Genomic DNA, 25129 nt, shown 5'->3' with positions numbered 1-25129 from the left:
CGACTGACTGGTGAAGGATGAACATGCCCTTAGAGTCGTCCGGTTCTGCGTTACCTTACAATCAGGGACCGCCGACAGACATGATATTTTTACAAATCTTGTACGGAACCCTTGTTACGCGACAACCTCAAAGGGTCCAGACCCAATCGATGGAGCCAATCCCATGCCCTTTTCAATTATCAAGCGCTTATCTGATCGCCGTTGGACGGCGGCACTCGCACTGCCCTGCGCATTGGGTCTCGGCAGCATTGCCTTGGCCGATGACCATGACACGGCCGAGGCGGTGTTCGGCGGCGGCTGCTTCTGGTGCGTCGAGGAAGCTTTCGACCCAGTGGAAGGCGTGATATCCACCACATCGGGCTTCAGCGGCGGCGAGGTGGAAAATCCCAGTTACAACCAGGTAGTGGCGGGCGGCACCGGTCATATCGAGGTGGTCAAGGTAGAGTATGATCCCGAAGTCGTCGATTACGAGACTCTGCTGCATGTGTTCTGGCGCAACATCGACCCGTTCGCGGAAAACCGACAGTTCTGCGACGTCGGCGCACCCTACCGCAGTGCACTATTCCCGATGAATGAAGATGAACGAGCCATGGCCAACGCCAGTCTTGACGAGGTCGCCGAGCGTTTCGACCGCGAGATCGCCACCGAGATCAATGACTTCGAGGCGTTCTATGCGGCCGAAGATTACCACCAGGATTACTACCGCAAGAACCCGGTGCGCTACAAGTTCTACAAGTCATCATGCCGTCGCACCGAACGCCTCGAGGAAGTCTGGGGCGAAGAAGCCGGTGGCCTCGGCGGTGAAGTGAGCGTGGCACGCTGAACCACCCATGCAACTCAACGGGCGTCGAGGTGGCGCTCCTGGCGCCATAGCCAGGCAGCGATTCCCAGGGTAACGATCAGCACCAACCAGGAGCCGATCGTCACCCCGGGCCATCCCGCCAGGTGCCAGAAGGGTTCCAGCCACAGCCCACCGAGGCTCGCCCCGCAATAGTAGAACACCAGGTAGAGCGCGGAGGCGCTGCCGCGGGCCATGTGGGCGTGGCGACTCACCCAGCTGGATGCCATTGAGTGAGCGAGAAAGAAGCCGAAGGCATTGATGGTGAGACCGGTAATGATCCAGCCGAGCGAACCTGCCAGGGTCACCAGCGTGCCTCCCATCAGGATCATGACGCCGATCATCATGCACAGCGGCTGTGGCAGGAACCTGGCCAGACGTCCCGAGAGCATCGAGCCCAGGGTGCCACCCAGGTAGGTCACGAAGATCAATCCCAGAAACCTCGACCCCAGCCCGAATGGCGCTTCGGCCAGGCGAAAGGTGAGGTAACTGTACTGGTTGATGAAGATCAGGAAATTCAACCCGCCAAGCAGATAGGCCGCCAGCAGCATGGGATTACGCAGATGCGCCAGCAAATCGCCCAGTGCACCACGCAATTCGAAGGGCCGCGGCGTGAAGGCTTGCGCACGGGGAAGCAAGCGCCAGAACACGGCCACACCGACCAGCGTCATTAGCCCCACCACCAGAAAGCTCGCCGAGGCACTGCTGATTTCCGCCACCGCACCGCCTATCACGCGCCCACCGATGCCGCCCAGGGTATTGCCGCCGATGTAGAGCCCTACGGCAGTGAGTAGTGCCGGGCGATCGAACTCGTCGCCCATCCAGGCAATCGCCACCGCCGGCAGCCCACCCAGCATGAATCCCTGCAGGGTACGGAGCACCAGCAACGTCTCGAAGTTGGGCGCCATCGAGATAGCAAGCGACAGCAAACCGGCCACCAGCAACGTGATGCGCATGATCGCTCCGCGACCAATCGCGTCCGACAGCGGGCCGAACACCAGAAGCGACACGGCAAGCGCCAGGGTCGAAACGGACATGACCAGACCCGCGACCAGCGTGGACACGCCGTAGGCCTCACGCAACGCCGGTAGCAGCGGTTGAGGCGCGTAGAGGTTGATGAATACCAGAAACGACCCTAGACACAGGGCCAGGGTGGCGCGCCACCAGGCGCGGCTATGGGACTCGATCATAGGACATCCACCACGAGTGAGCCGACCAGCCGACCTCAGCCTTCGCGGGATGCCAGCAAGCGCTGCGCCAGGGTGGTGGGCTCGAGAGTACGACGGGCCTGCCAGTAATAACGCTGCCAATAGCTGTTGTCGAGCTCTGAAATCATCACACCACGTGAGGTGGACGCGTGGAAGAAGCGCCCGTCACCGACATAGATACCTACATGCCGATAGACGCCGGGAGGACGGAAGAACACCAGGTCGCCAGGCTTGAGTTCTTCGCGCGCGACCTGGTCACCCGCCAGCACCTGGTCGCCGGTGGTGCGTGGAAGGTCCACCAGGAAGGTATCACTGAATATCTGCTGCACCAGTGCCGAGCAGTCGATCCCGCGTCGCGTCGTTCCGCCCAGCCGGTAGGGTGTGCCGGCCCATTGGTCGTGCTGAGCCAGCAACGCCTCACGCACCAGCCCCGGGGGAGGATCGCCGAGGCGGCGGGCCTCGAGAATCGGGTTGTCGACATGCGACATCATCGGGTCCCACTCACCTGGCAGCCCAGGGAGCTTACGGGAGAAATAATCATCCTGGGTTGTGTTTGCACCGTGATCTTGCGGCGTAGCCGCACAGCCGGAAAGCACTGTCAAAGCGACAACAACAGAAAGCACACGACACGTTGAAGTGACGATCATGCACAGCGACCTCGTTCCCTGAGCCGCCCCGTGCTCGTGACGCGCGATGTCACGATGCCCAGGTTTGTCGCTGTGGTAGTGGTGCCGGGATCGGTATCACTGCCAGAGCGGCCTGTCGGCGGCTCGCTAAATGTCAGTGGCTCCAGACAGGCGGAGCCCTATATAAACAGATTGACTATAAACCAGATTTCAACAGCTTGGCGAGTCCTGTATATCACACCCACCAAATCTGCATAGTATTAGTGCCTGGTTAGTATGAGTGACCGGTTAGTCTTAGTGCCAAGTGCGCGTGTCTCCCGGCAGGGTGTCGATATGCATCGGCGCCCAGTGCCGCGGTCGCGCGCCGGGGAAATCCAGGCTCGCCCAGGGGCCTGCCAGCGCGGGCGTGGCGCTCAGCCAAGCCACCAGCGCCTGGCGGAAACTGGCCAGAAATACTTCGCGCTCCGGGGTCTCGCCCATGAAAAAGGAAAAGCCCGCGTAAAGTCCCCGCGCATATTCCTCCCAGCCGGCATAGTGAGCAGCCGCCAGTGCGTGAGCGCGCTCGAGGACGGCGAGAAAGGCCGACTCATCCAGCCAGCCCAGCTGCCTGGCGGCGATGGCCAGGTCGACACTTTGGGCGACATCCCATGCCGCCATGTCGATGTCGTTGCAACTATCCTCGTTGTCGCGCACGCGCTGCAGGCGCAACAAATGTGTGCGCTCTTCCTCGTTGCAGTCACCGCTCAGCATCGTGGCGATCTCGGAGCCCAGCCGCGCCTCGTTGAGGGTATAGGGCGCATAGTTGATCTGGTACTCCTGCCGGTCCCCCGCCTCGAGCAGGAAATCCAGGAAGTCGGCCAGTTCCTCGGCGCCATGCAGGCCATAGTGGCCATCCACCCATTCAAGGATCGACACGCACTCGCGCTCGCTCTCGCGATGCGGCAGGCTCCACGCCGGGCTGTTCAACGGCCCCACCAGCGACATCGCGGTGAAGTGGGCAAGGCTCGGGCGCAGGCCCGGCTCCTGCCAGCCATCCGTGCGCCAGTCCAGCCAGTGGAACAGGCTGCCCGGGTCCTCTAGATGCCAACGGATTTCGTTGACCAGCACGGGCTGGCCCTCCTCGGGCAACAATGTCTCCCAGCCGACCCATGCCTCGAGCAGGCTTCGCGCATCGCGGTAGAAGTGGCACAACGAACCGCGCAATGCATCGGCAAGCGCCGCCAAGCCCGCCGCATCGAACCCCTCGCAATCCATGGCCATCTGCAAATAGAACGCATACTTTTCGGCCATGTGTATGGTCGCCGCATGACGGCTGCCGCGTGACAGTGCATCGCGCGCCGCCACCAGGTCGGCATCGGCGCGACCGAATGGCGTCTCGGCGGGCGGCAACGCCGCGTGCCGCGCATCCGCTGCCAGTTGGTTGAGATGATGGGCCTGCGCCGGTAGCCAGTAACGCGTGAGTGCCTCGATACCCTCGTCGGGATGCAGCTCCAGGGTCTCGGCCAGGTACTGGCGGGCATCCTCGCGTCGCGCGGTCGCCACCGGCGTGCTGACGCCTTGCCGCCCGGCCAGTTCCGGTTCCCGCACGGCCGAGAGCGCCAGCACCCAGTGACGTGGGTCGGCTCGCCAGCGGCGCATCGCCTGGCGCGAACGCTCCAGTGGAAGGGGCTCGATCAGCCCCTGAAGGCTGCGATGCCAGGGGCTGACCGGTGACTGCAGCAGCAACCTCCAGTCGGTGTCGAACGCTGGCAGCAGGTTGCGCCCCTCGAACAGGCTTCGGCCACGCTGGCAAGCCCGCGCCATCGCCGCCCAATCGCTGTAGCGGTGCAACAGCAGATCGGCACCATGTAGCGCGAAATCATGCGCCTCGGTGTCATCGAGCCAGCCCAGGCATGCCCCCGCCCACGCCAGGTCGACCAGCCTTGACCAATCCCAGGCGGCCCATTCAAGGGGCTCGCCATGCTCGATGAAATCCAGCATCACGCGTCCAAACGACCGCTCATCACCTGCCAATTGTTCTAGCCACGCCTGACGGCCAGCGGCATCCACCTCCAGCAGCCGCGTGGCATCGAGATCCCAGCCCTGGCGGTCGCCCTGGGCGCCAAGCCACAACAGTGCTCGCAACAAGTCATCACGGTCATGGATCTGCCAAGCATCGCCAAGCCATTTGGCAAGTCCCGCCCAATCACTGGCCTGAGCCGGCAGCTCGACCACCGGAGCAAACCCTGCGCGCAGCCGCCAGACCTGGGACTCGCCTTCACCTGGCCACAAAGCCAGGGGGCGGTCGTGAATCGCCAGCCACTCACCCAGGTGATCCCAGGTGATGCCGTCGCCATCACGCTCGAGGGTCGACAACGCCTCACACGCCTCCATGAAGCCATCATCACCACGCACCCAGCCTTCCGCGCTGCGCGCACGTCGCAATGCCACCAGCCAGGCATCGAGATCGTCATGGCGGGCACTGACCTCACCGGCCAGGCAATGCGCCCAATCACGGGCGCGTGCAATCGAAAGCCAGCCTGCCGAACCTGCCAGCGCCACGAGTTCGAGAGTGGCCAGCAAACGCGAAGGGTCGGAAGTGGTGCCACCGACGCCCAACGACTCCACCAGGTGCCAGCCCAGTTCTCCGCGATCGGCCACGCCGAGGGCGGCAAGACGCGTGACGGCGGACGCCGGCGCCACGGACAACGGGTCGGGCGTGAAGGCCCAACCGCACAGCACCAGTTGCTGGGCCCACCAGGCGTTCAGGGGATCGACCAAGGCTCACCTCGACTTGCGGAATATGGCAGTCGGCACGCGGTCTGGGGCGCTTTAACGAAAACACCAGTGCCGACGGTTACCGGGGAACATTTTTTTGGCGCACCAGTGTAGCCCAAAGCGCGCCTCGCGCCGATGGGTTGAAGCGGGAAATCCGCCTCGAAGTGATTGGCGTCGGCAAGCGATGGGAAGGACTTGGCGAGGCGTTTTAAATAATGCACACTGCGTCAAGAATGACATCATTACTGTTGGAGGCCTGTATGGTCACCCTGCCCGATATCCTGATTCCCAAGGCCTTCATCGCCGGTAAGTGGCGTGATGGCGAGCACCGCTTCGCGGTGACCAACCCCGCCAACGGCGAGACGCTGGTCGAGGTACCCGACCTCAACGCCGATGATGCCCGTGATGCTGTCGCCGCCGCCGATGCCGCCTGGCCCACATGGCGCCGCGTGCCCGCCAAGGAGCGCGCCGCCCTGCTGCGTCGCTGGTTCGACCTGCTGATGGCGCATCAGGAAGACCTCGCCCGGCTGATGACCCTGGAACAGGGCAAGCCGCTGACCGAGTCGCGCGGCGAAGTGGCCTACGGCGCATCATTCGTCGAGTACTACGCCGAGGAAGCCAAGCGCATGGCTGGCGAGACGTTGCCAAGCCATGGCGTCGACAAGCGTATCCTGGTGATGCGCGAGCCGATCGGCGTGGTGGCTGCCATCACCCCGTGGAACTTCCCGCTGGCGATGATCACCCGCAAGTGCGCGCCTGCCCTGGCCGCTGGCTGCCCGGTGGTGATCAAGCCCGCCGAGGCCACCCCGCTGACCGCCCTGGCGGCGGCACGCCTGGCCGAGCAGGCCGGCTTCCCCGCCGGGGTGATCAATGTGGTCACCGCCAGCCGCCCCGCCGAGATCGGCGAGGTGCTGACCACCGACCCGCGCGTGCGCAAGGTCTCCTTCACCGGCTCCACCCCCGTTGGCAAGCGGTTGCTGGCCCAGTGCGCCGGCACCGTGAAGAAAGCCTCCATGGAACTGGGTGGCAATGCCCCGTTCATCGTCTTCGACGATGCTGATCTGGATGCCGCCGTGGAAGGTGCTATCGCCTCCAAGTACCGAAATTCCGGCCAGACCTGTGTGTGCACCAACCGCTTGCTGGTGCAGGCCTCGGTGTACGACGCCTTCGTCGAGAAGCTGGCCGCCCGGGTTGCCGAGCTGAAGGTCGGCAATGGCCTGGAAGATGGCGTGCAGCAGGGGCCGCTGATCAACCAGGCAGCGGTGGAAAAGGTCCAGTCGCACATCACCGATGCCCTTGAAAAGGGCGGGCGTCTGGTCTGCGGCGGCGAGCCCCACGCACTGGGCGGCACCTTCTTCCAGCCCACGGTGATCGCCGATGTCACCGATGCCATGCGCGTCGCCCGCGAGGAGACCTTCGGACCGCTGGCCCCGGTGTTCCGCTTCGACACCGACGAGCAGGCGATTGCCATGGCCAACGCCACCGAGTTCGGCCTGGCCGCCTATTTCTATGCCCGCGACTACCGGCGCATCTGGCATGTCATGGAAGGCCTGGAGTATGGCATGGTAGCGGTAAATGAAGGCATTCTTTCCACCGAACTCGCGCCGTTCGGTGGCGTCAAGGAATCGGGGCTGGGTCGCGAAGGGTCGCGCCACGGCCTGGATGAGTACACTGAACTAAAATACGTGTGTGTCGGCGGCCTGTGATCGCACGCCATCCATCAACTGGAGTCAGCTAATGAACAATGCAGAACTCAACGAACTCAAGACACGCTATGTGGCCAAAGGCGCGGCAAGCCCCGCCACCGCCTTTGCCGATCGTGCCGAAAACTCCTTGATCTGGGATGCCGATGGCAACCGGATCATCGATTTCGCCGGCGGCATCGGCGTGCTCAACATCGGGCACCGCCATCCGAAGGTCGTGCAGGCGGTCAAGGACCAGCTTGACCGTGTGATGCACACCTGCCAGACCGTGATGCCCTACGAAGGTTACGTGAAGGTGGCCGAGAAACTGAGCCAGGTGACGCCGGTGCGCGGCCATGCCAAGGTGATGCTGGCCAACTCAGGTGCCGAGGCGCTGGAAAACGCCGTGAAGATCGCGCGTGCCGCCACTGGCAAGAACAACGTGATCTGCTTCGACGGCGGCTACCACGGCCGTACCTTCATGACCATGGCCATGAACGGCAAGGTCGCCCCCTACGCCGGCGATTTCGGCAGCATGCCGGGCAACGTGTTCCGCGCCCCCTACCCGGTGCCCTACCACGGCGTCAGCGAAGATGAAGCGCTGCGTGGCCTGAAGATGACACTCAAGACAGACGCCAACCCGCGTGACACCGCGGCCATCGTGCTCGAGCCGGTACTCGGCGAAGGTGGCTTCTACCCGGCGCCGACAAGCTTCCTCAAGGCGATCCGCGAGATCTGCGACGAGCATGGCATGCTGATGATCATCGACGAAGTGCAGTCCGGCTTCGGGCGCACCGGCAAGATGTTCGCCATCGAGCACAGCGGCGTCGAGCCAGACATCATCACCATGGCCAAGAGCATGGCCGATGGCATGCCGATCTCCGCCGTGGTGGGCACCGATAAGCACATGGACGCCTCGGGCCCCAACTCGCTGGGTGGCACCTACACCGGCAGCCCGGTGTCTTGCGCCGCCACACTCGCGGTACTCGAGGTCTTCGAGCAGGAAGGCATTCTCGAGAAGAGCCAGGCCCTCGGCGACAAGCTGGCCAAGCGCTTCGCCCAATGGCAGCAGGACTTCGACTGCGTCGACAACGGTCGCAACATGGGCGCCATGGCGGCCATCGACCTCGTGTCCGACAAGGCCAAGCACACGCCGGATGCCGACCTGGCGGCAGCGCTGTGCAAGAAGGCCCGCGCGAAGGGGCTGATCCTGCTGTCGTGCGGCCTGTACGGCAACACCATCCGCTTTTTGATGCCCGTGACCATCGAGGACGACATCCTCGAAGAGGGTCTTGGCATCATTGAGGAATCGCTCAAGGAGCTGGTGGGGCAGCCCGCCACCGCCTGATCGCGAAGCGTGTTACCCGCGTGACCACCGCCCGGCCCCAGGCCGGGCGGTGTGCGTTGTGAAGGGTCAGTATCAAACTCTGGTGTGAGAGGCGCCGGGGATAACTCGTAGAGGAGGTCCTACGCCAGGGATGGCGTCGGTAGCGTACAGGGAGGTATTTACAGCGCCTCCTCGTAGAGTTGTCGTCGGGAAGCCTCGAGCGGCTCTTCTTGCTTGCATGGATAACAGCCAGCCGGGAAGATGACGGCGTCCACCACGAGGCGACACCGTGATACTGCGCACCCTCTCTCTGCTGCGCTCCCTGCAGGGCGCCAACGACACCTTCCAGGATGTTCAGGGCCGCGTGCAGCGCGCCTGCGACTACCGCTGGCTGCGCGGCGAGCTCGCGAGCGGCTGCGTTACCGCTTGGCACAGTGTGCTGGCGGACGGCACGCCAGCGCTGGGCATCACCCTGCCCTTCGCCGCCACCCGGCAACGCCTGCGTGGTGGCAACTGGCCCACCGACGCCGCAGCCCGCGAGCGCTGCTTCGTCACAGGCGCCGATGCCTGCCGTGCCGCCGGTGCGCCGGGCTTTCGCACCCTGGAAAGCCTGTCCCAGGGAGTGGTGCACGGTGGCATCAACGTGATGCGTGATGCCGCTCGCTTCGCCTACCTGCAGGAGCACCAGGCGCTGCGGCTGACCTGGCGGTCGACCCCCTCGCTGCCCGCCGAGCTGACTCGGCGCCTGCCCGGTGCGCCAGGCGACGGCGACGGCTGGTTGCTGCTCGAGGTGCGGGTACCGGCCCCCTCTCGCGCCCAAACGCAGTCAGATCACCTCGATGGTGAGTGGCTCGATGCACGCCTCGACCATTACCGGCGCATCCTGCCCCCGTCAGCCACGCGTTGAAACGGCTGAAACGAACGACAGCGCCCGGCGATTGCCGGGCGCTGTCGTTTTTCGTTTGCCACCACGAACTCAGGCCTTGCGCACCTTGGCGATCACCCACAACAGCACCACCGCCCCGACGATGGCGGTCACCAGAGAACCAATGAAGCCACCGGCCTCGAGCCCGAGCAGGCTGAACAGAAAACCGCCGATCACGGCCCCCACCACGCCTACCCCGATATTGCCGAGGATGCCGAAGCCACCGCCACGCATGATGTGGCCGGCAATCCAGCCCGCCAGGCCACCGATGATCAACCAGGCAATCACACCCATCGTCACTCTCCTTACGTTGCTTGTCGAATGTTGCTTGTCCCCGATCAGAACGAGGACCCCGGCTGTTCGAGGAAGGCCAGCTCGTCGGCACTGGATTCACGGCCAAGGATCGCATTGCGATGTGGATAGCGGCCGAAGCGCTCGATCACCTCACGATGACGATGCTCGAAGCGCAGGTTCTCCTCCAGCCCCGGCTGGTCGAAAAACCGCAACGCCTCGTCGTGAATGGCCAATGACTCGCTATGCATGAAGGGCATATAGAGAAAGGCACGCCACGGGACTTCGAGGTGGCGGTCGGCGCCGTGGCTCACCGCTTCCTGGGCCAACACCAGCGCCATGGGGTCGTAGGCAAAGGCCTTGGGTGTATCGCGATGAATGTTCCGCGAGAACTGGTCGAGCACGATCACCTCGGCAAGCCGGCCCTTCGCCGACAACCGCCAGCGCCATAGTTCGCCCTGGGCGGCGCTCGCGAGCAACGCCGAGAAGCGACGCGCGATCTCGGCATCAAGCTCGGGATCCTTGCGAAACCACTGGGCGCTTTCCAGCTCGCTGAACCAGAAACCGATTACTTCGTCTACACCGGGCAGCCGGTCCATGTCGTCTCTCCTCCTCGGGTCGCTGGGGCGACGCCATGACACCTGATACCATTCCTGCCACGACACCACAAGCGAGGCACTCGATGAACCCGGATCCTGTCTGGTCGATGCTCAACTATGCCCTGCACCTCATCGGCCTGCTGATCTGCCTGGGCGGCCTGACGCTCGCCCGCAAGCCGCGTCATCGACTTCTCGGACGGATGCTGGCTGGCGGTGGCTTCCTGGTGGCCGCCTCGCCGACCCTCTACGCCCTGGTGGTCGGCACCTGACGCCTGCTTGTACTTCGATACAGGCCGCGACAGTCGCCACTTGTCATGCCCGACCCGCACCCCCACATTGGTCGCTGAATCTACAGGAAGAAACGTACGGATGCGCACGCCCCTTGCCCAAGAATTCCACGACCTGCTAGAGCGCGGACGCGACCGTCAGTTGCGTCTGGCGGTCACCGGGCTTTCCCGTTCGGGCAAGACCGCCTTTCTCACTTCGCTTGTCAACCAGCTCCGGCATGCCGGGCTGGAGGCACGCCTGGACCTGCTCCCCGCAGCGCGCGAGGGACGCCTTCTCGGCGCGCGGCGCATCAATCAGCAGGATCTCGGCGTGCCGCGCTTTCCCTATGATCAGGCGATGCTGGCGCTGGACGCCGAGCCACCACGCTGGCCGGAGCCGACACGCGGCATCAGCGAACTGCGTCTGGTGATCCGCTACCGGCCAGCCAAGCGTGGCCTGATGGGCGCCGACACGCGCCAATTGACCCTCGACCTGTTCGACTACCCGGGTGAATGGCTGCTCGACCTGCCGCTGCTCGCCCATGACTACCCGAGCTGGTGCGAGACCCAGCAGCATGAAGGTACGCAGCGCGCGGCGATGTTTGCCGACTGGCGTGCCGCGGTCGCCTCACTGGACCCGGCCGCCGACGCCGATGAAGCACAGCTCGCCGAGATCGCCGAGCGCTACGCCCAGGGGTTGCGCGCGGCTCGCGAGGCAGGGTTTTCGGACCTGCAGCCCGGGCGTTTCCTGCTGCCTGGCGAGCTGTCCGGCGCCCCGGTGCTGCAGTTCTTCCCGCTGCCAGGCATCGGCGCCATCGATGCCACCGAACGCGACGCCTACGGTACCGAGAGTAACTACGCCACCCTGGCCCGACGTTTTCGCCATTATCAGCAGCATATCGTCAAGCCGTTCTATCGTGAGCATTTCCGCCGCTTCGACCGCCAGATCGTACTGGTCGACCTGCTGGGGGCGCTGAATGCCGGTCCGGAACGCTTCGAGGACCTCTCCCGGGCGCTCTCGCGGTTGATGAAGAGTTTCGACTATGGCCAGCGCAGCCTGTTGTCGCGGCTTTTTTCCCCTCGCATCGACCGCCTGGCCATCGCCGCCACCAAGGCCGACCACGTCACCCCGGAACAACACCCGCGGCTGGTCGCGCTGCTCGAGGCGCTGCTAGCCGAACCGCTCAAGGACCTGCGCTTCGCCGACGTGCCGGTGCGCGCGCTGTCGCTGGCGTCGATCCGTGCAAGCGAGGCGCGGGAAGTCGAGCACCAGGGGCAACGCACCCCCGCCCTGCGTGGCGAAAGCCTCACAGGGGAAGCCCTGCTGCTCTACCCCGGGGAGTTGCCCGACCGCTTGCCGGGCCGCGAATTCTGGAGCCGCCAGGGGTTCGACTTCCCGGCCTTTCGCCCGCTGCCTCGCGACGCTGGCGCACTGCCGCATATTCGCATGGATGCCGCGCTGGACTGGCTGATTGGAGACAAGCTGCAATGAACGATACGCAAGATCCAAGACCCGGCCAGCGCTTCGCGCCAGACCCCGCCACGCCACCCCTCGAACCCGACCCGCGCCCGGCACGCCCCTTCGCCCATGACCTGCCGAACGTCGCGCTGCCGGAAAGGCAAACGTCGGCTGAGCAGGCCCTCGACAGCCGCCTTGCGCGCCCCGGCAAACGCCGTTGGGGACTCTTGACCCTACTGGGCGGCACCCTCGGGCTCGGTGCCGTCGAGGCGGGCACCACGCTGTATGCCGCATCGCTAGGCGGCGACTGGCTGCCCGGCGCCTGGAGTGCGCTGCTGCTTGTCGCGCTGGGCCTCGGGGGCTCGGCATTGACCCGCGAACTTTGGCGACTCCGACGTTTGCGGCGTCATGAGCGGCTGCGTGAACGCCTGGCGCAACTGCCCGATAGCGATCACCGGCAGGCCATGGCGGACGCCGATACCTTGCGCAAAGGCCTTGACCTGGATGACGACCACCCCCACTGGCAGGGTTTCCTGGCGGCGAGCCAGCCACACCATGACGGCCGTGACATCCAGCAGTTGCTCGATCACCACCTGCTGGCCCCTCGCGACCGCGAAGCCCGGCGCCTGATCTCGCGGATGTCCGGCGAAACCGCGGTGATGGTGGCGGTGAGTCCGCTGACCCTGGTGGACATGGCCCTGGTGGCCTGGCGCAGCCTGGCGATGATCGACCGCCTGTGCCGGCTGTATGGGCTGGAACTCGGCTATGCCGGTCGCCTGCGCCTGTTGCGCAGCGTGCTCTACCAGATGGCCTTCGCCGGTGCCTCCGAGCTCGCCAGCCATGCCGGTGCCGACCTGCTCTCCCTCGACCTGGCCGGCCGGCTCTCAGCCCGGGCGGGCCAGGGGCTCGGGGTCGGCCTGCTCAACGCCCGGCTCGGGCTGCGCGCCCAACGCCTGACGCGACCCCAGGCCTTCCCGGTCGATCAGGCACCACGCATCGGTGACCTGCGCCGGGAGCTCTGGCAGCAATTGCGGCGTCTCGAAGCCAGCGCCGACGCCAAGCCGACGGATCAGGACCGAAGCAACCGCAGCTAGGCGCCAGCCAGCTGCTAGGCAAGGCGTGTTTCGTTGGCCTGCTCGAAGAGTACTGCACGCGCCATGTCGACACGCAGCGCCAGCCGCTCGCCGGGCGCCACTCGGCAGGTCGGCCCCACCCGAGCGGTGACTTCCCGCTCACCGAGTGGCAGGCGCAGCAGGATATCGGCACCGGTGGGTTCGGAGACCGATACCCTGGCCGAGAGCGGCGTGCCTTCGGCCTGCCCCGCCAGGCGCTCGTCCTCTTCGCTGAAATGCTCGGGCCGAAGGCCAAGCACCACGTCGCGTCCGACCTGCTCGGTCATTGCGGGCGTCTCACGCTGACGCGGCCAGGGCAGCACCAGGTCATCCTCTTCCGGGGTCACGATGCGTAACTGAAAGCGGCCAGGCGCGCCTTCCAGGGTCGCGGCGATGAAATTCATCGAAGGCGATCCCATAAAGCCGGCGACGAACATGTCGACGGGGTCGTTGTAGACCTCGTCCGGGGTACCCAACTGCAGGATGTGGCCATCGCGCATCACGGCGATCCGGTCGGCCAGGGTCATCGCCTCGATCTGGTCGTGGGTGACATAGACGATGGTGGTGCCGAGCCGCTGATGCAGCTTCTTGATCTCGGTACGCATGTCGACGCGCAACTTGGCATCCAGGTTGGAGAGCGGTTCGTCGAACAGATAGACCTTCGGCTCGCGGGCCAGGGCGCGCCCCATGGCCACCCGCTGGCGCTGCCCACCGGAGAGCTGCGACGGCTTGCGGTCGAGCAGATGAGACATCTGCAGCAGGTCGGCGACGCGCTCCACGGCCGCCTCGCGCTCGGCCTTGGGCATCTTACGCATCTCCAGGCCGAAGCTGATGTTGCCGCGCACCGTCATGCTCGGGTAGAGCGCGTAAGACTGGAACACCATGGCGATGTCGCGCTCCGCCGGGGTGCGCCAGGTGACGTCCTCACCGGCGATATGGATCTCGCCGCTGGTGACCGGCTCGAGTCCGGCGATGGCGTTCATCAGTGTCGACTTGCCGCACCCCGAAGGGCCGACGAGGATCAGGAACTCGCCGGAATCGATGGCGAGGCTGACTTCCTTGAGCACGCGTTCACTGCCGAAGTCCTTGCGGACCTTGCGAATTTCGAGAGCTGACATGGGTTATCCCCTGATGTTCTTGTGTCGCGCCCCGCCCCGGGGCGCGATGGATCCTGGGAAGCGCTGAACAAATGGTCTCACCCCTTCACCGACCCTGCGGTCAGGCCGCGCACGAAATACTTGCCGGCCAGCACATAGACCAGCAAGGTCGGCAGTGCGGCGATCATCGCCGCCGCCATGTCGACGTTGTATTCGCGTACACCGGTCGAGGTGTTGACCAGGTTGTTGAGGGCCACCGTGACCGGTTGGGTATCGTGGGCGGAAAAGGCCACGCCGAACAGAAAGTCGTTCCATATCTGGGTGAACTGCCAGATCACCGAGACCACGATGATCGGCGCCGACACCGGCAGCAGGATGCGCCAGAAGATGCGGAAGAACCCCGCACCATCGAGCTTGGCCGCCGACACGAGCTCAGTGGGAATGGCCACGTAGAAGTTGCGGAAGAACAGCGTGGTGAAGGCGATGCCGAACACCACATGCACCAGGATCAACCCAGCCCGCGAGCTCGATATTCCCAGCCAGCCGAGCGTCTGCGCCATCGGCAGCAGCACCACCTGGAAGGGAATGAAGCAGCCGAACAACATCAAGGCGAACAGCAGCTCCGAGCCCTTGAAGCGCCACTTGGTCAGCGCATAGCCGTTGAGTGCGCCGATCAATGTCGAGATCAGTACCGCCGGCACCACGATGGCGATGGAGTTGATGAAGTACCCCCCGACCCCTTCGCAGCGCATGCCGGTGCAGGCCTCGCCCCAGGCCTTGGTCCACGGTGCCAGGGTGGGGTTCATCGGCAAGGACAACAGGCTGCCGGCGCTGATCTCGTCGAGCGGTTTCACCGAGGTGATCACCATCACCACCAGCGGCAGCAGATAGAACAGCGCGGCCACCACCAGCACCGCATACAGGGCCACCCGCCACAGCCTGGCAGCGGGTGTGCGTCGACGAATCACGTTATCCATGCTTGCGCCCCCGCAGTTCCGAATAGAGGTAGGGAATCAGGATCGCCAGCACGCCTCCCAGCATCAGCATTGCACTGGCCGAGCCGAGCCCGATCTGTGCGCGAGTGAAGGCGTGGGCATACATGAAGGTAGCCGGTAGGTCGGAGGCATAGCCGGGCCCGCCACCGGTGAGAGCCACTACCAGGTCGAAGCTCTTGATGGCGATATGCGCAAGGATCATCACCGCGCTGAACACCACCGGCCGCAGGCATGGCACCACCACGCGCAGGTAGATGCGTGGCAGGCTGGCGCCATCGAGCTGGGCGGCCTTGATGATGCTGTCGTCGATGCCGCGAAGCCCGGCGAGAAACAGCGCCATGACGAAGCCCGAGGCCTGCCACACCGCGGCGATGACCAAGGTGTAGACCGCCATGTCGGGGTTCACGAGCCAATCGAAAGTGAATGACTCGAAGCCCCACGAGCGCACCATTGCCTGGATACCGAGCCCAGGATTGAGCAGCCATTTCCACACCACCCCGGTGACGATGAACGACAGTGCCATGGGGTAGAGGTAGATGGTGCGTAGCGCGCCTTCCTGGCGAATGCGCTGGTCCAGCAGGATGGCCAGGAAAGCCCCCAGCGCCAGGCAGATCAGCACGAACAACCCGCCGAAGATCATCAGGTTGGTGGAGGCGACCCACCAGCGTTCATTGGCCATCAAGCGGGCGTACTGGCCGAAGCCTACGAACTCGTAGCTTGGCAGCAGCCGGGAATTCGTCAGTGAGAGGATGAAGGTCCACAGCATGAAGCCGTAGACGAAGAACAACGAGATCGCCACCGAAGGCGCCAGCACCAGGCGCGGCAGCCAGGCCTGCAGCCGTCCGGCGGACGAGGGGCGGGAGGCCGCGCGAGCCACGCGCGGCCGGGAAGAGGTCAGTGACATGGTGCGTGTCCTCGAAAGAAAGGCGGCGTCGCTCGGTGGGGCGACGCCATATTACTCAGAGTGCCTACTCAGAGTGCCGCCTGGGCGGCATTCACCATGCGCTGGGCGGCATCGCTTGCGGCCATGTCGCGATCGTTGAAGAAGTTGGTCACCACATCGAACATCGCGCCCTGGATATCGGCACGAACCGCCATGCCATGGGCCATGCTGGGCACCAGGCCGCCCTCTTCCGCGGTGCGCTGGAAGTCTTTCATCGACTGCTGGGCACAGCTGTCGAACTCGCTCATGTCGAGGTCCGGGCGCGCTGGGATCGAGCCCTTGGCGAGGTTGAAGGCCTCCTGGAAGGTCGGCTCCAGCACCAGGCGGGCCAGGGTCCGCTGGGCTTCGAGTTCGGCCTCGTCGGTGACCCGGAACATCGCCAGGCTGTCGATGTTGAAAGTGAAGGCATCGGCGGTGCCCGGGGCGGCGGCGCACAGGTAGTCTTCACCGGCGGTCAGGCCCGCGGCGGTGAACTCGCCCTTGGCCCAGTCGCCCATCAGCTGCATGCCGGCCTCGCCCTCGATCACCATCGAGGTGGCGATGTTCCAGTCACGCCCCGACATGCCATCGTCCATGATCTCGCGCAGGCGCTTGAAGGTCTCGAGCGCCTCGATCATCTGCTCGCTGCCCAGTGCCTCGGTGTCCAGGTCGACCAGCGCACGCTGGTAGAAGTCGCTGCCGGCGCTTGCCAGCAGCACGGTTTCGAACACCGTGGCGTCCTGCCAGGCCTGGCCACCGTGAGCCAGCGGAACGTAGCCCGCTTCGCGAATCGCCTCGGCGGCGCTGAACAGCTCATCCAGGGTGGTGGGCATCTCGACCCCGGCGTCCTCGAGCACATCGGGATTGGCCCACAGCCAGTTGACCCGGTGCACGTTGGCCGGCACGGCCACGTAGTGACCATCGTGGCGCATCACCTCGGCGACGGTCTCGGGCAACAGGTCGTCCCAACCGCCCTCCTCGGCCACCGCATCGAGATCGCCGAGCAGACCCAGTTCGCCCCACTCCTGGATTTCCGGGCCCTTGATCTGGGCCGCCGACGGCGGATTGCCGGACATCGCACGGGACTTGAGCACGGTCATGGCGGTTTCGCCCCCACCGCCGGCGACGGCGAAATCCTCCCAACCGTGGCCTTCGGCCTCCAGCAGTTCCTTGAGCACGTTGGCCGCGCGCGCCTCTCCGCCGGAGGTCCACCAGTGCAGCACCTCGACGTCACCGGCGCTGGCGCTGCCAGCACCCATGGCCAGCGCCACGGCGGAGGCCAGGCAGGTGGAAGTCCGGCGAGCCTTGCCTGACCGGCGACCGGAAGTCTTGAACGAAGGGAAAAACGTCATGGCGAGCTCCTGATTATTATATTGGGAGCTTCACCATAGCGCAGTGGACGAGCCGACAGGCGTTACCTAGTACTGCAAAGTGTTGACGCCAGATGACAACGTCTTGCCGGTTTATTGCAAGGTCGTAACACTTTCTTGGCGCGCCAGCGTCACGCGCACCACCAGGCCACCCGATGGGTGGTTGGACAGGCTGATCTCGCCACCCATGGCGTGTGCGATATGCCGGGCAATGCCCAGCCCCAGACCACTGCCGCCGGTATGGCGGCTGCGCGACGGCTCAAGCCGCACGAAGGGTGCAAAGACACGCTCGAGTTCGTCTTGCGGAATGCCGGGGCCATGGTCACGAATCACCACCGTCAGGCTATCGTGGTCATCTTGCAGCACTACCTCGGCACGCTGGCCATAGAAGATGGCATTTTCCAACAGGTTGCCAAGGCAGCGCTTCAACGCCAGCGGCTTGACGACAATCGGCTCGGCGCTTCCAGTGATCTGGATATCGCCACCATGCGGGCGCAACGCCTCGGCCAGTTGTTCGAGCATGCCGCGGGGAGCGATGAGCTCCACTTCCTCGTGCAGATCGAGCCCCTTGACCGATGCCAGCGCCCCCTTGACCAACAAGTCGAGCTCATCGAGAGAGGCGCAGAAGCGCTCTCGGTGAATGGGGTCATCAAGCATTTCTGCACGCAGCCTCAACCGGGTGATGGGGGTCTTGAGGTCGTGGGATATCGCCGAGAACAATCGCTCGCGCTCCTCGACCTGCTCACGGATGCGTCGTTGCATGCGGTTGAAGGCCACCGCGGTGGCTGCAACCTCCCTCGGGCCGGTTTCCTTCAGCGGCGGCACATCGAGGTCGTCTCCCAACTGACGCGCGGCCCGCGAGAGCCTCGCCAATGGCCGAGTCACGCTGCGGATGCCGGCAAGCGACAGCGCCAGCACCGTGAGCATCACCAGCAGTGCCACCAATAGCCGCTCGCCCGACAGCCAGCGGGTGTCGCTGAACACCTCCGGCAGCGGCAGCAGCGTTGCCACATACAACCAGGTATCGGGAGACAGCTCGAGCTGCACAACCAGGATCGGCGGGGATAGCGGCTCCATCAACAGGCTGTGCTGACCCCAGCGCGGCGGCAGGTCAAGCAGGCGCACTTCGTTGTTGAACACGCGAAGGGTGTCCGGCCGCGAGAACTCCACCACCACGTCGTCGATATTGAGCTCATCGGTCAGGATCTCGCGGAAGTTGCCCACCACCAGATCCTTGCCGGGCCCCGAGCCGATGTCCTCCACCGCCAGCCGCCGCTCGTTGACGCTGACGAAGAAGCGCGTGCCCCCCATGTTGCGCAGTTGATCGAGCACGATATGGCGGTACTCGACCGGCAATGAGCGGAAGAACCCCATGGTGGAGGCCACGCTGTAGGCGACATTGCGAGAGAGCTCATCGAGCTGTGCGAGCTGACTGGCGCGTACCTGGGAGGTCCAGATCGCGTAGCTGGTCAACTGCGCGCCCAGCACCCCAACGATCATGATCAGCACGAAGCGGCCACGCAGCGTGCGCGGCAGCCACCTGGCAAGCCGTCGTCGCAGGCGACGCCAGTGGGCGAGCTGGTTCACGGAAGGCGTTCGACGCGGGCGGTGAGCACGTAGCCCACCCCACGCACGGTACGAATCAACTGCGAATGCTGGGCATCCTCGCCAAGTCGTTGGCGAAGCCGGCAGACGTGCACGTCGATGGAGCGGTCCAGGTCCGGTGCCGGCCGGCCACGGGTCCTGGTGAACAAGTCCTCGCGGGAGAGCACCTGCTCAGGGTGCTCGAGAAACACCTGCAACAACTGAAAATCGGCACCGGACAACCCGCTGCGCTGACCATGGCGATCGATCAGTTCGCGGGTCATGCGATCCAGTTGCCAGTCGCCGAAGGCCACGCGACGCGGTTGGTCGGTGGCCGTGGGCTGCGCGGCCACACGCGTGCGGCGCAGCACCGCCTTGATGCGCGCCAGCAGCTCACGCGGATTGAACGGCTTGCCGAGGTAGTCATCGGCACCCAGTTCCAGGCCGAGGATGCGGTCGGTCTCGTCGGCGCTGGCGGTGAGCATGATGATCGGCACCTCGCTTGCGCGACGCAGTTCGCGACAGATGGTTAAGCCATCGTCGCCGGGCATCATGATGTCGACGATCAACAGCGCCGGCGACTCGCTCTCCAATAGCCGATAGAGCGCCTGGGCGTCCTCGGCCATCAGTGCGCGGTAGCCATGGCGACCCAGGTAGTCGGCCAACAGCTCGCGAATCTCCGGGTCGTCGTCGACCACGATCAGCGTTGCGGGAGTGCTCGTCATGCCGATACGTCCACCTCGAAGCGCTCCCTCAACCACGCCGCCACCGCGCCTTCGGCATGGTGCCCGATGCGTCGCCCACCGGGAACTCGCTCGCCAAGCGCCGGGTGGGCATTGGCCATCACATGGGCTTCTCCAGCGAGATTGAGCATCTCGGTATCGTTGAGGTTGTCGCCGAACGCCAGGCAGTGCTCGGGCGCGACCCCGAGCGACTCGAGCAGGGCCGCCAGGGCAGCACCCTTGTTGACGCCGCCGGCCATGATCTCCAGGGAGGTGGTCATCGAGTAGGTCAAATGCAGCTGCTCGCCGTACTCGGCGTTAATCGCCCGTTCGAGAGCGTTCACCTCGCTGGGCTCGCCGATGTACAGCACCTTGCCGACGCCGATGCCATCGAGTTCTTCGGCGCAGGCGACACGGTAGCCGAAGCCTGTGTGACCATGCAGCGCCAGCAGTTCCGGCGCCTCGGCATCGATCAACCAGTCGTCATCGCGGTAGAGGTTGAGGCGCACGTCGGGATGTCGCGGACGCGCGATGAGCTCGCGGGCCAGTTCGACCTCGAGGTGCCGCGCAGTCACCAGTTGTCCCTCGGGGTCGTGCAAGTAAGCACCGTTGGTGCTGATCACATGGACAGGCACGCCGATTCGCTCGCGAAAGGCCTGCATGTCGAGAAAGTGGCGACCCGAGGCGAAGGCCAGATGGTGCCCCTGGGCGGACAGCGCACGTAGTGTCTCGACGGTGTCCGGGGCGAGATCATGATCGGCATCGAGCAGCGTGCCATCGAGGTCCGAGACGATCAGGCGTGGGGTCATGGGGCTCTCCAGTAACGTGATGCCGTGGTCATGGTCTATGCGGTCAATGGTAATGGATTCGGCTGACGAGGTCGCGTGACGGTGCCGGTGATGCGCCGCCGGGAACAGGGCTTCCTGAAACGACGAGGGGCACCTGTGGCAAGGTGCCCCTCGCATTTCCAACCGACGGCTCAGCGAACCCGCAGGCCACTGGCCACCGCCTCGGCCTTGTGGCCCAGCAGCACATGCACCACACCGCTCTCGAGCTGGTGTATTCCCTGGGCCCCGAGGCGCTCGAGCGCCGAGACATCCAGGCCCGAGGCATCATGCAGCTCGAGGCGCAGGCGAGTCACGGCCACCGCCATGGCGCCGCGCAGGTTGCCCGCCCCGCCCAACGCCTGCTGCCACGCGGCACGCTCGGCATCTTCCAGCGGCTCGCCGTGTTCCACCCCCGTGGTTTGGTTCGCTGCCGTGTACCGGGGTTCGCTGGCCTCGCCTACCACCTGCCCTGCCTGGGCCATGGCCACGCGAATCTCGTCGGCCACGCCGTCGGCGATGGGGCCAAGAATGACTTGCACGCCGCCACCGTTGAGTCGCATCAAGCCGCGCGAGCCAAGTGCCTTCAAGGCCGGCTCGTCGATGCGCGCGGGTTCATCGAGCACCAGGCGCAGCCGCGTGGTGCAGGCACCCACGCTCACCAGGTTAGCCGCGCCACCCAGCGCCGCCACGAAGGCCGGGCCGCGCTCGCCACAGGTCACGTCAGCCGCCGCAGCGTCAGCAGTCTCTGGCTCACGACCTGGCGTCGGCAGGTCGAACTTAACGATCGCCCAGCGAAACACACCGTAATACAGAGCGAAGTACGCCACTCCCACCGGCAGCATCAACCAGCCGTTGGTCGACAACCCATAGGAGAGCACGAAGTCGAAGGCTCCCGCCGAGAAGGTGAACCCGAGCTTGACGTCGAGCCAGTGCAGCAGCGCCATGGAGATGCCGGTCAACAGCGCATGCAGGCCGTAAAGTACCGGCGCCAGGAACATGAAGGTGAATTCGATCGGCTCGGTGACACCGGTAAGAAAGGCGGTCAGGGCAAGCGACAGCAGCAGGCCACCGACCTGAGCACGACGGCCCCGAGGCGCGGCGTGATACATGGCAAGCGCCGCGGCCGGCAGGCCGAACATCATCACCGGGAAGAAGCCTGCCATGAAGCGCCCGGCGCCCGGGTCACCGGCGAAGAAACGGTTGAGATCACCGGTGGCCACCACGCCCGAGGCCGCTTCGAAGCTACCGAACACGAACCACACCAGGCTATTGAGCACATGGTGCAGGCCAGTGACGATCAGCAGGCGATTGACCACGCCATAGACGAACAACCCCAGTTCACCGGCATCGATCAACCATTGGCCAAGACTGTCGATGGCGTGTTGGACCGGCGGCCAGGCGTATCCAAACAATACGCCCAGGGCCACGGCGGCCAGGCCGGTGGCGATTGGCACGAAACGCCGCCCGCCAAAGAACGCCAGGTACTCTGGCATCTGGATGGCCTTGTAGCGGTTGTAGAGCAGCCCGGCCACGCTACCGATCAGGATACCCGCCAGCACGCCCATATCGATCTCGGGATTGATCGATGTGAGCACTGCATCGAGCACCAGGTAGCCGATCACCCCGGCGAGCCCGGCGGCGCCGTTGTTGTCACTGGCGAACCCTACCGCCAGGCCGATGGCGAAGATCAATGGCAAGTTGGCGAAGATCGCCTCACCGGCGCTGGCAATGAAGGCGATGTCAAGCAGGTCGGGCTGGCCGAGGCGCAGCAGCAGGCCGGCGATGGGTAGCACCGCAATGGGCAGCATCAAGGAGCGCCCCAACTGCTGCAGGCCCGCCATCAGACGGGAGCCGAAGGACGTAGTCATGAGGCAATCCTCTGTTGGCTGTGTTGTTGGGAGGAATTCGCTTGAGCCAGGATGTCAGCGACTCGTTCGCGAACCGCCATGGCGTCATCCATGGCGAGAAGTTCAGGCATGTGGTGGGCCAATGCCGCGGCATCCAAGCGGCGCAATGCCGCCTTGATCGCCGGTATCCGGGCAGGTTCCGTGGAGAGTTCATTCACCCCAAGCGCCACCAGCACGGGAGCGGCCAGGGGGTCGCCTGCGGAGGTCCCGCACACCCCCACCGGGCAGTGCCCCGCAGCGCCCTCGACAGTGGCGTGGATCAAGCGCAGTACCGCCGGATGCAAGACATCGGCGCGTGCCGCGAGACTTGGGTCCTCGCGATCCATGGCCAGGGTGTACTGGGTCAGGTCATTGGTGCCGATGGAGAAGAAATCCGCCTCCTGTGCGAGGCTCGCCGCACACAGTGCCGCCGCGGGCACTTCAATCATCACACCCAATTGCGGGCGTTGCGCCAGGCCAAGCTCACCGGCGATCGCCTCGATACGCTGGCGTACCTGGCGCAGCTCGGCGACCTCGGTGACCATCGGCAGCATGATGCGCAGCGCCTCGAGCGGCGTGACTCCGAGTAGCGCGCGTAGCTGTGTGTCGAGCAGCTGTGGTTCGGTCTGCCACAGGCGCACACCGCGCACGCCAAGGGCCGGGTTGGGCACCTGCATCATGCGCAGGTAAGTCAGTTGCTTGTCGGCGCCGATATCCAGGGTGCGAATGATCACCGGCTTGCCACCCATGCCATCCAGCGCCATCTGGTACTGTTCGCGCTGGCTGGTCTCATCCGGGGCCTCCTGGCGCTCCAGGAACAGGAATTCGCTGCGCATCAGACCGACGCCATCGGCGCCCTCGTCAACCGCATGGCTTGCCTCCTGGCCATTGCCGATGTTGGCGCACACCTCGATATGGCGACCATCGCGGGTCTTCGCCGGAGAATGGGCGGCCGACCGTTCGCTCTCGGCACGCTGCCGGTTGGCCTCGAGCGTGGCGGCGACCTCAACGAGACGCGTCTCATCGGGCGCCACCTCGAGCCGACCGATATCGCCATCCAGCACCGCGCGTCGCGACGTGTCGCTTGTACATTCGCGCGCCAGTGCTTCGAGTGGCGCGCCCATCGCCACCAGGCAGGGAATACCGCGTGCCCGGGCCAGGATCGCCACATGCGAGGTGGTGCCACCACCCACCAGGCACAGGCCAGCCGGGCGGCTGGCCACCAGCGCGACAAGCTCCGAAGGTGTCAGGTCCTCGGCGAGCAGGATGGCATCAGTGGGTAACTCTGGGGCATCCATCGACGCATTGCCGGGCGCAAGCTCGATCATCACTCGGCGCTGCAGGTCGCGCAGGTCGGCGACACGACCGGCCAATACCGTGATACCGCTGGCCAGCAACCGCTCAGCCTCGGCATCGAGAGCCTCCCGCCAGGCCTGGCCGGCACTGCGTCCCTGGTGAATATGCTGGCGCGCGGCAGCGGCAAGATCGGGGTCCTCGAGCCAGGCGCGATGCGCCGAGAAGATCTCCGCCTCGGCGGCCTGGTCGTGGCGCAAGGCGTCTTCCTCGTCACGGGCCAGCGCCTCCGCCACCCGCACCAGTGCGGAGTTGAGCCTTGGCCACTCGACGGGCTCGCCTTCACCCTCTTTGGCCACCTCGGGCAGGGGGGCGCGATACGCGACCAATGGCCCCATGGCCAGGCCCGGGCTTGCCACCAGGCCGGCGAGATCGCCCTCGGCCAGCTGTTCCGCCGACGCCATGCGCGCAGGGCCGGCGGCAGACTGGGCATGGTCGCCCCCCTCCGGTGTGGTCAGCAGCGACTCGGCGGCATCCAGTGCCTGCTCGGCTCCCTCGCCTCGTACCACGAGAATGAACGCACTGCCAGCCGTCAGCCCCAGGTTCATCAGCGCGCTGAGGCTTTCTGAGGAGGCCTCGCCAGCCGCGGTATGCAGATGCATGGCCACGCCATGCTCACGCGCGATGGCCCGCAGGCGAGACGCCGGCCGTGCATGCAGCCCGGCTTCCAGCGCCAGCACCAGATGGCGCTCATGCTGGGGGCCAGTTGGCTCGTTGCTGGTCACTGGGTTGCTGGTCAATGTCTCTGTGGCGTCGCGCTCCAGCACCATCAGTGCCTCACCACGTGACACCAGCGTCCCCGCCGCCATCGCCAGGGGACGCAGCCGCCAGCCGGCACTCTCGGTAACGATCAAGGGAGTGATCAGGGCGCTGGCGCCACGCGCCACGCGGTCGGCATCGAAACGGCACAGCGGCGCGCCGGCACTGACTCGATCCCCCACCGCCACCAAGGGCTCTATGCCCTCGCCTTCCAGGTTGACGGTGTCGATGCCCAGGTGCAGCAGCAATTCGATACCGTCCGGGGTACGCAGGGTGATGGCGTGATGGGTGCGGGCACACTGCACCACTTCGCCATCGCAAGGGGCATGCAGGCATTCACCCAGTGGGTCCAGGGCGACGCCCTCGCCCAGGCTGAGCCCAGCGAATACCGGATCGGGCACCTGGGTGAGCGGCATCACCACGCCATCGAACGGCGCCTTGAAGGTCTGGGTTGAAGATGACATGTCAGTCTCCAGTCTTGTGATTGTTGGCAAGAATTGTTGGCACGAACGGGCTACATGAGC

Annotated in this window: 21 protein-coding genes; 7 read left to right on the top strand and 14 right to left on the bottom strand. The window is 65.1% G+C overall.

Translation table 11 applies throughout. From position 1 onward, the window contains the following. Positions 1-163: 163 nt before the first annotated feature. Positions 164-823 (top strand): peptide-methionine (S)-S-oxide reductase MsrA, encoded by a 660-nt coding sequence (msrA, locus tag C6V82_RS04410; protein ID WP_102589644.1) that lies wholly within the window; start codon positions 164-166, stop codon positions 821-823. A 14-nt stretch (positions 824-837) separates the two neighbouring features. On the opposite strand, the gene C6V82_RS04405 is transcribed toward msrA, so the two are convergent. The 3 genes from C6V82_RS04405 to C6V82_RS04395 all read right to left on the bottom strand — a co-directional run bounded on the left by C6V82_RS04405 (position 838) and on the right by C6V82_RS04395 (position 5432). Then, positions 838-2028 carry an MFS transporter gene (locus C6V82_RS04405; RefSeq protein ID WP_102589643.1) on the bottom strand — a complete coding sequence of 397 codons (1191 nt, stop codon included), beginning with the start codon at positions 2026-2028 and terminating at the stop codon, positions 838-840. 35 nt (positions 2029-2063) lie between these two features. After that, a complete protein-coding gene (locus tag C6V82_RS04400; RefSeq protein ID WP_308430820.1) occupies positions 2064-2534 on the bottom strand; it encodes an NlpC/P60 family protein in 471 nt (156 codons plus the stop codon). A 432-nt stretch (positions 2535-2966) separates the two neighbouring features. Further along, positions 2967-5432, bottom strand: coding sequence for a DUF1266 domain-containing protein (locus C6V82_RS04395; RefSeq protein ID WP_102589641.1), 2466 nt, complete (start codon positions 5430-5432; stop codon positions 2967-2969). Positions 5433-5689: 257 nt separating this feature from the next. Between C6V82_RS04395 and C6V82_RS04390 the strand changes: the two genes are divergently transcribed. The 3 genes from C6V82_RS04390 to C6V82_RS04380 all read left to right on the top strand — a co-directional run bounded on the left by C6V82_RS04390 (position 5690) and on the right by C6V82_RS04380 (position 9345). Then, positions 5690-7135 carry an NAD-dependent succinate-semialdehyde dehydrogenase gene (locus C6V82_RS04390; RefSeq protein WP_102589640.1) on the top strand — a complete coding sequence of 482 codons (1446 nt, stop codon included), beginning with the start codon at positions 5690-5692 and terminating at the stop codon, positions 7133-7135. A 31-nt stretch (positions 7136-7166) separates the two neighbouring features. Continuing rightward, a complete protein-coding gene (gene gabT / locus C6V82_RS04385) occupies positions 7167-8459 on the top strand; it encodes a 4-aminobutyrate--2-oxoglutarate transaminase (protein WP_102589639.1) in 1293 nt (430 codons plus the stop codon). Between the two features lie 268 nt (positions 8460-8727). Next, positions 8728-9345 carry a hypothetical protein gene (locus tag C6V82_RS04380; RefSeq protein ID WP_102589638.1) on the top strand — a complete coding sequence of 206 codons (618 nt, stop codon included), beginning with the start codon at positions 8728-8730 and terminating at the stop codon, positions 9343-9345. Positions 9346-9414: 69 nt separating this feature from the next. Here C6V82_RS04380 and C6V82_RS04375 read toward each other — a convergent pair whose 3' ends face one another. Next, positions 9415-9657 carry a GlsB/YeaQ/YmgE family stress response membrane protein gene (locus C6V82_RS04375; RefSeq protein ID WP_102589637.1) on the bottom strand — a complete coding sequence of 81 codons (243 nt, stop codon included), beginning with the start codon at positions 9655-9657 and terminating at the stop codon, positions 9415-9417. Positions 9658-9701: 44 nt separating this feature from the next. After that, positions 9702-10253: a DUF924 family protein gene (locus C6V82_RS04370; protein WP_102589636.1), complete on the bottom strand. Its 552-nt coding sequence runs from the start codon at positions 10251-10253 to the stop codon at positions 9702-9704. An 83-nt stretch (positions 10254-10336) separates the two neighbouring features. Here C6V82_RS04370 and C6V82_RS04365 point away from each other — a divergent pair, with 83 nt between their 5' ends. From C6V82_RS04365 to C6V82_RS04355, 3 genes are all read left to right on the top strand, one after another. Further along, positions 10337-10522 (top strand): hypothetical protein, encoded by a 186-nt coding sequence (locus C6V82_RS04365; RefSeq protein WP_102589635.1) that lies wholly within the window; start codon positions 10337-10339, stop codon positions 10520-10522. Between the two features lie 100 nt (positions 10523-10622). Next, entirely contained in the window at positions 10623-12011 is a 1389-nt protein-coding gene (locus C6V82_RS04360) for a YcjX family GTP-binding protein (RefSeq protein ID WP_102589634.1), read from the top strand. Further along, the gene (locus C6V82_RS04355) at positions 12008-13072 is read left to right on the top strand and encodes a YcjF family protein (protein ID WP_102589633.1); all 1065 of its coding nucleotides are present in this window, start codon (positions 12008-12010) and stop codon (positions 13070-13072) included. The genes C6V82_RS04360 and C6V82_RS04355 overlap by 4 nt, the downstream gene beginning before the upstream one ends. 14 nt (positions 13073-13086) lie before the next feature. Here C6V82_RS04355 and C6V82_RS04350 read toward each other — a convergent pair whose 3' ends face one another. From C6V82_RS04350 to ptsP, 9 genes are all read right to left on the bottom strand, one after another. Beyond that, a complete protein-coding gene (locus C6V82_RS04350; RefSeq protein ID WP_102589632.1) occupies positions 13087-14208 on the bottom strand; it encodes an ABC transporter ATP-binding protein in 1122 nt (373 codons plus the stop codon). A gap of 77 nt (positions 14209-14285) precedes the next feature. Then, positions 14286-15164: a carbohydrate ABC transporter permease gene (locus C6V82_RS04345; RefSeq protein ID WP_102589631.1), complete on the bottom strand. Its 879-nt coding sequence runs from the start codon at positions 15162-15164 to the stop codon at positions 14286-14288. Beyond that, the gene (locus C6V82_RS04340) at positions 15157-16086 is read right to left on the bottom strand and encodes a carbohydrate ABC transporter permease (RefSeq protein ID WP_102589630.1); all 930 of its coding nucleotides are present in this window, start codon (positions 16084-16086) and stop codon (positions 15157-15159) included. The genes C6V82_RS04345 and C6V82_RS04340 overlap by 8 nt, the downstream gene beginning before the upstream one ends. A 68-nt stretch (positions 16087-16154) precedes the next feature. After that, complete coding sequence (locus C6V82_RS04335; RefSeq protein ID WP_102589738.1) at positions 16155-17363, bottom strand: ABC transporter substrate-binding protein; 1209 nt, start codon at positions 17361-17363, stop codon at positions 16155-16157. Between the two features lie 204 nt (positions 17364-17567). After that, on the bottom strand, positions 17568-18974 hold the full coding sequence (locus tag C6V82_RS04330; RefSeq protein ID WP_102589737.1) for an ATP-binding protein: 1407 nt from the start codon (positions 18972-18974) through the stop codon (positions 17568-17570). Between the two features lie 83 nt (positions 18975-19057). Beyond that, entirely contained in the window at positions 19058-19783 is a 726-nt protein-coding gene (locus C6V82_RS04325; RefSeq protein WP_102589629.1) for a response regulator, read from the bottom strand. Next, positions 19780-20589 (bottom strand): Cof-type HAD-IIB family hydrolase, encoded by an 810-nt coding sequence (locus tag C6V82_RS04320; RefSeq protein WP_102589628.1) that lies wholly within the window; start codon positions 20587-20589, stop codon positions 19780-19782. The genes C6V82_RS04325 and C6V82_RS04320 overlap by 4 nt, the downstream gene beginning before the upstream one ends. Positions 20590-20759: 170 nt before the next feature. Next, positions 20760-22475: an N-acetylglucosamine-specific PTS transporter subunit IIBC gene (gene nagE / locus C6V82_RS04315; protein ID WP_102589627.1), complete on the bottom strand. Its 1716-nt coding sequence runs from the start codon at positions 22473-22475 to the stop codon at positions 20760-20762. Beyond that, on the bottom strand, positions 22472-25069 hold the full coding sequence (gene ptsP / locus C6V82_RS04310; protein ID WP_102589626.1) for a phosphoenolpyruvate--protein phosphotransferase: 2598 nt from the start codon (positions 25067-25069) through the stop codon (positions 22472-22474). Before ptsP ends, nagE begins: the two co-directional genes overlap by 4 nt. Positions 25070-25129: the final 60 nt, after the last annotated feature.

The sequence above is a fragment of the Halomonas urumqiensis genome (assembly GCF_003028575.1).
Classification (GTDB): Bacteria; Pseudomonadota; Gammaproteobacteria; order Pseudomonadales; family Halomonadaceae; genus Halomonas; species Halomonas urumqiensis.
The sequence above is the reverse complement of the archived record's forward strand: the minus strand, read 5'-3'. Positions and strand labels throughout refer to the sequence as shown.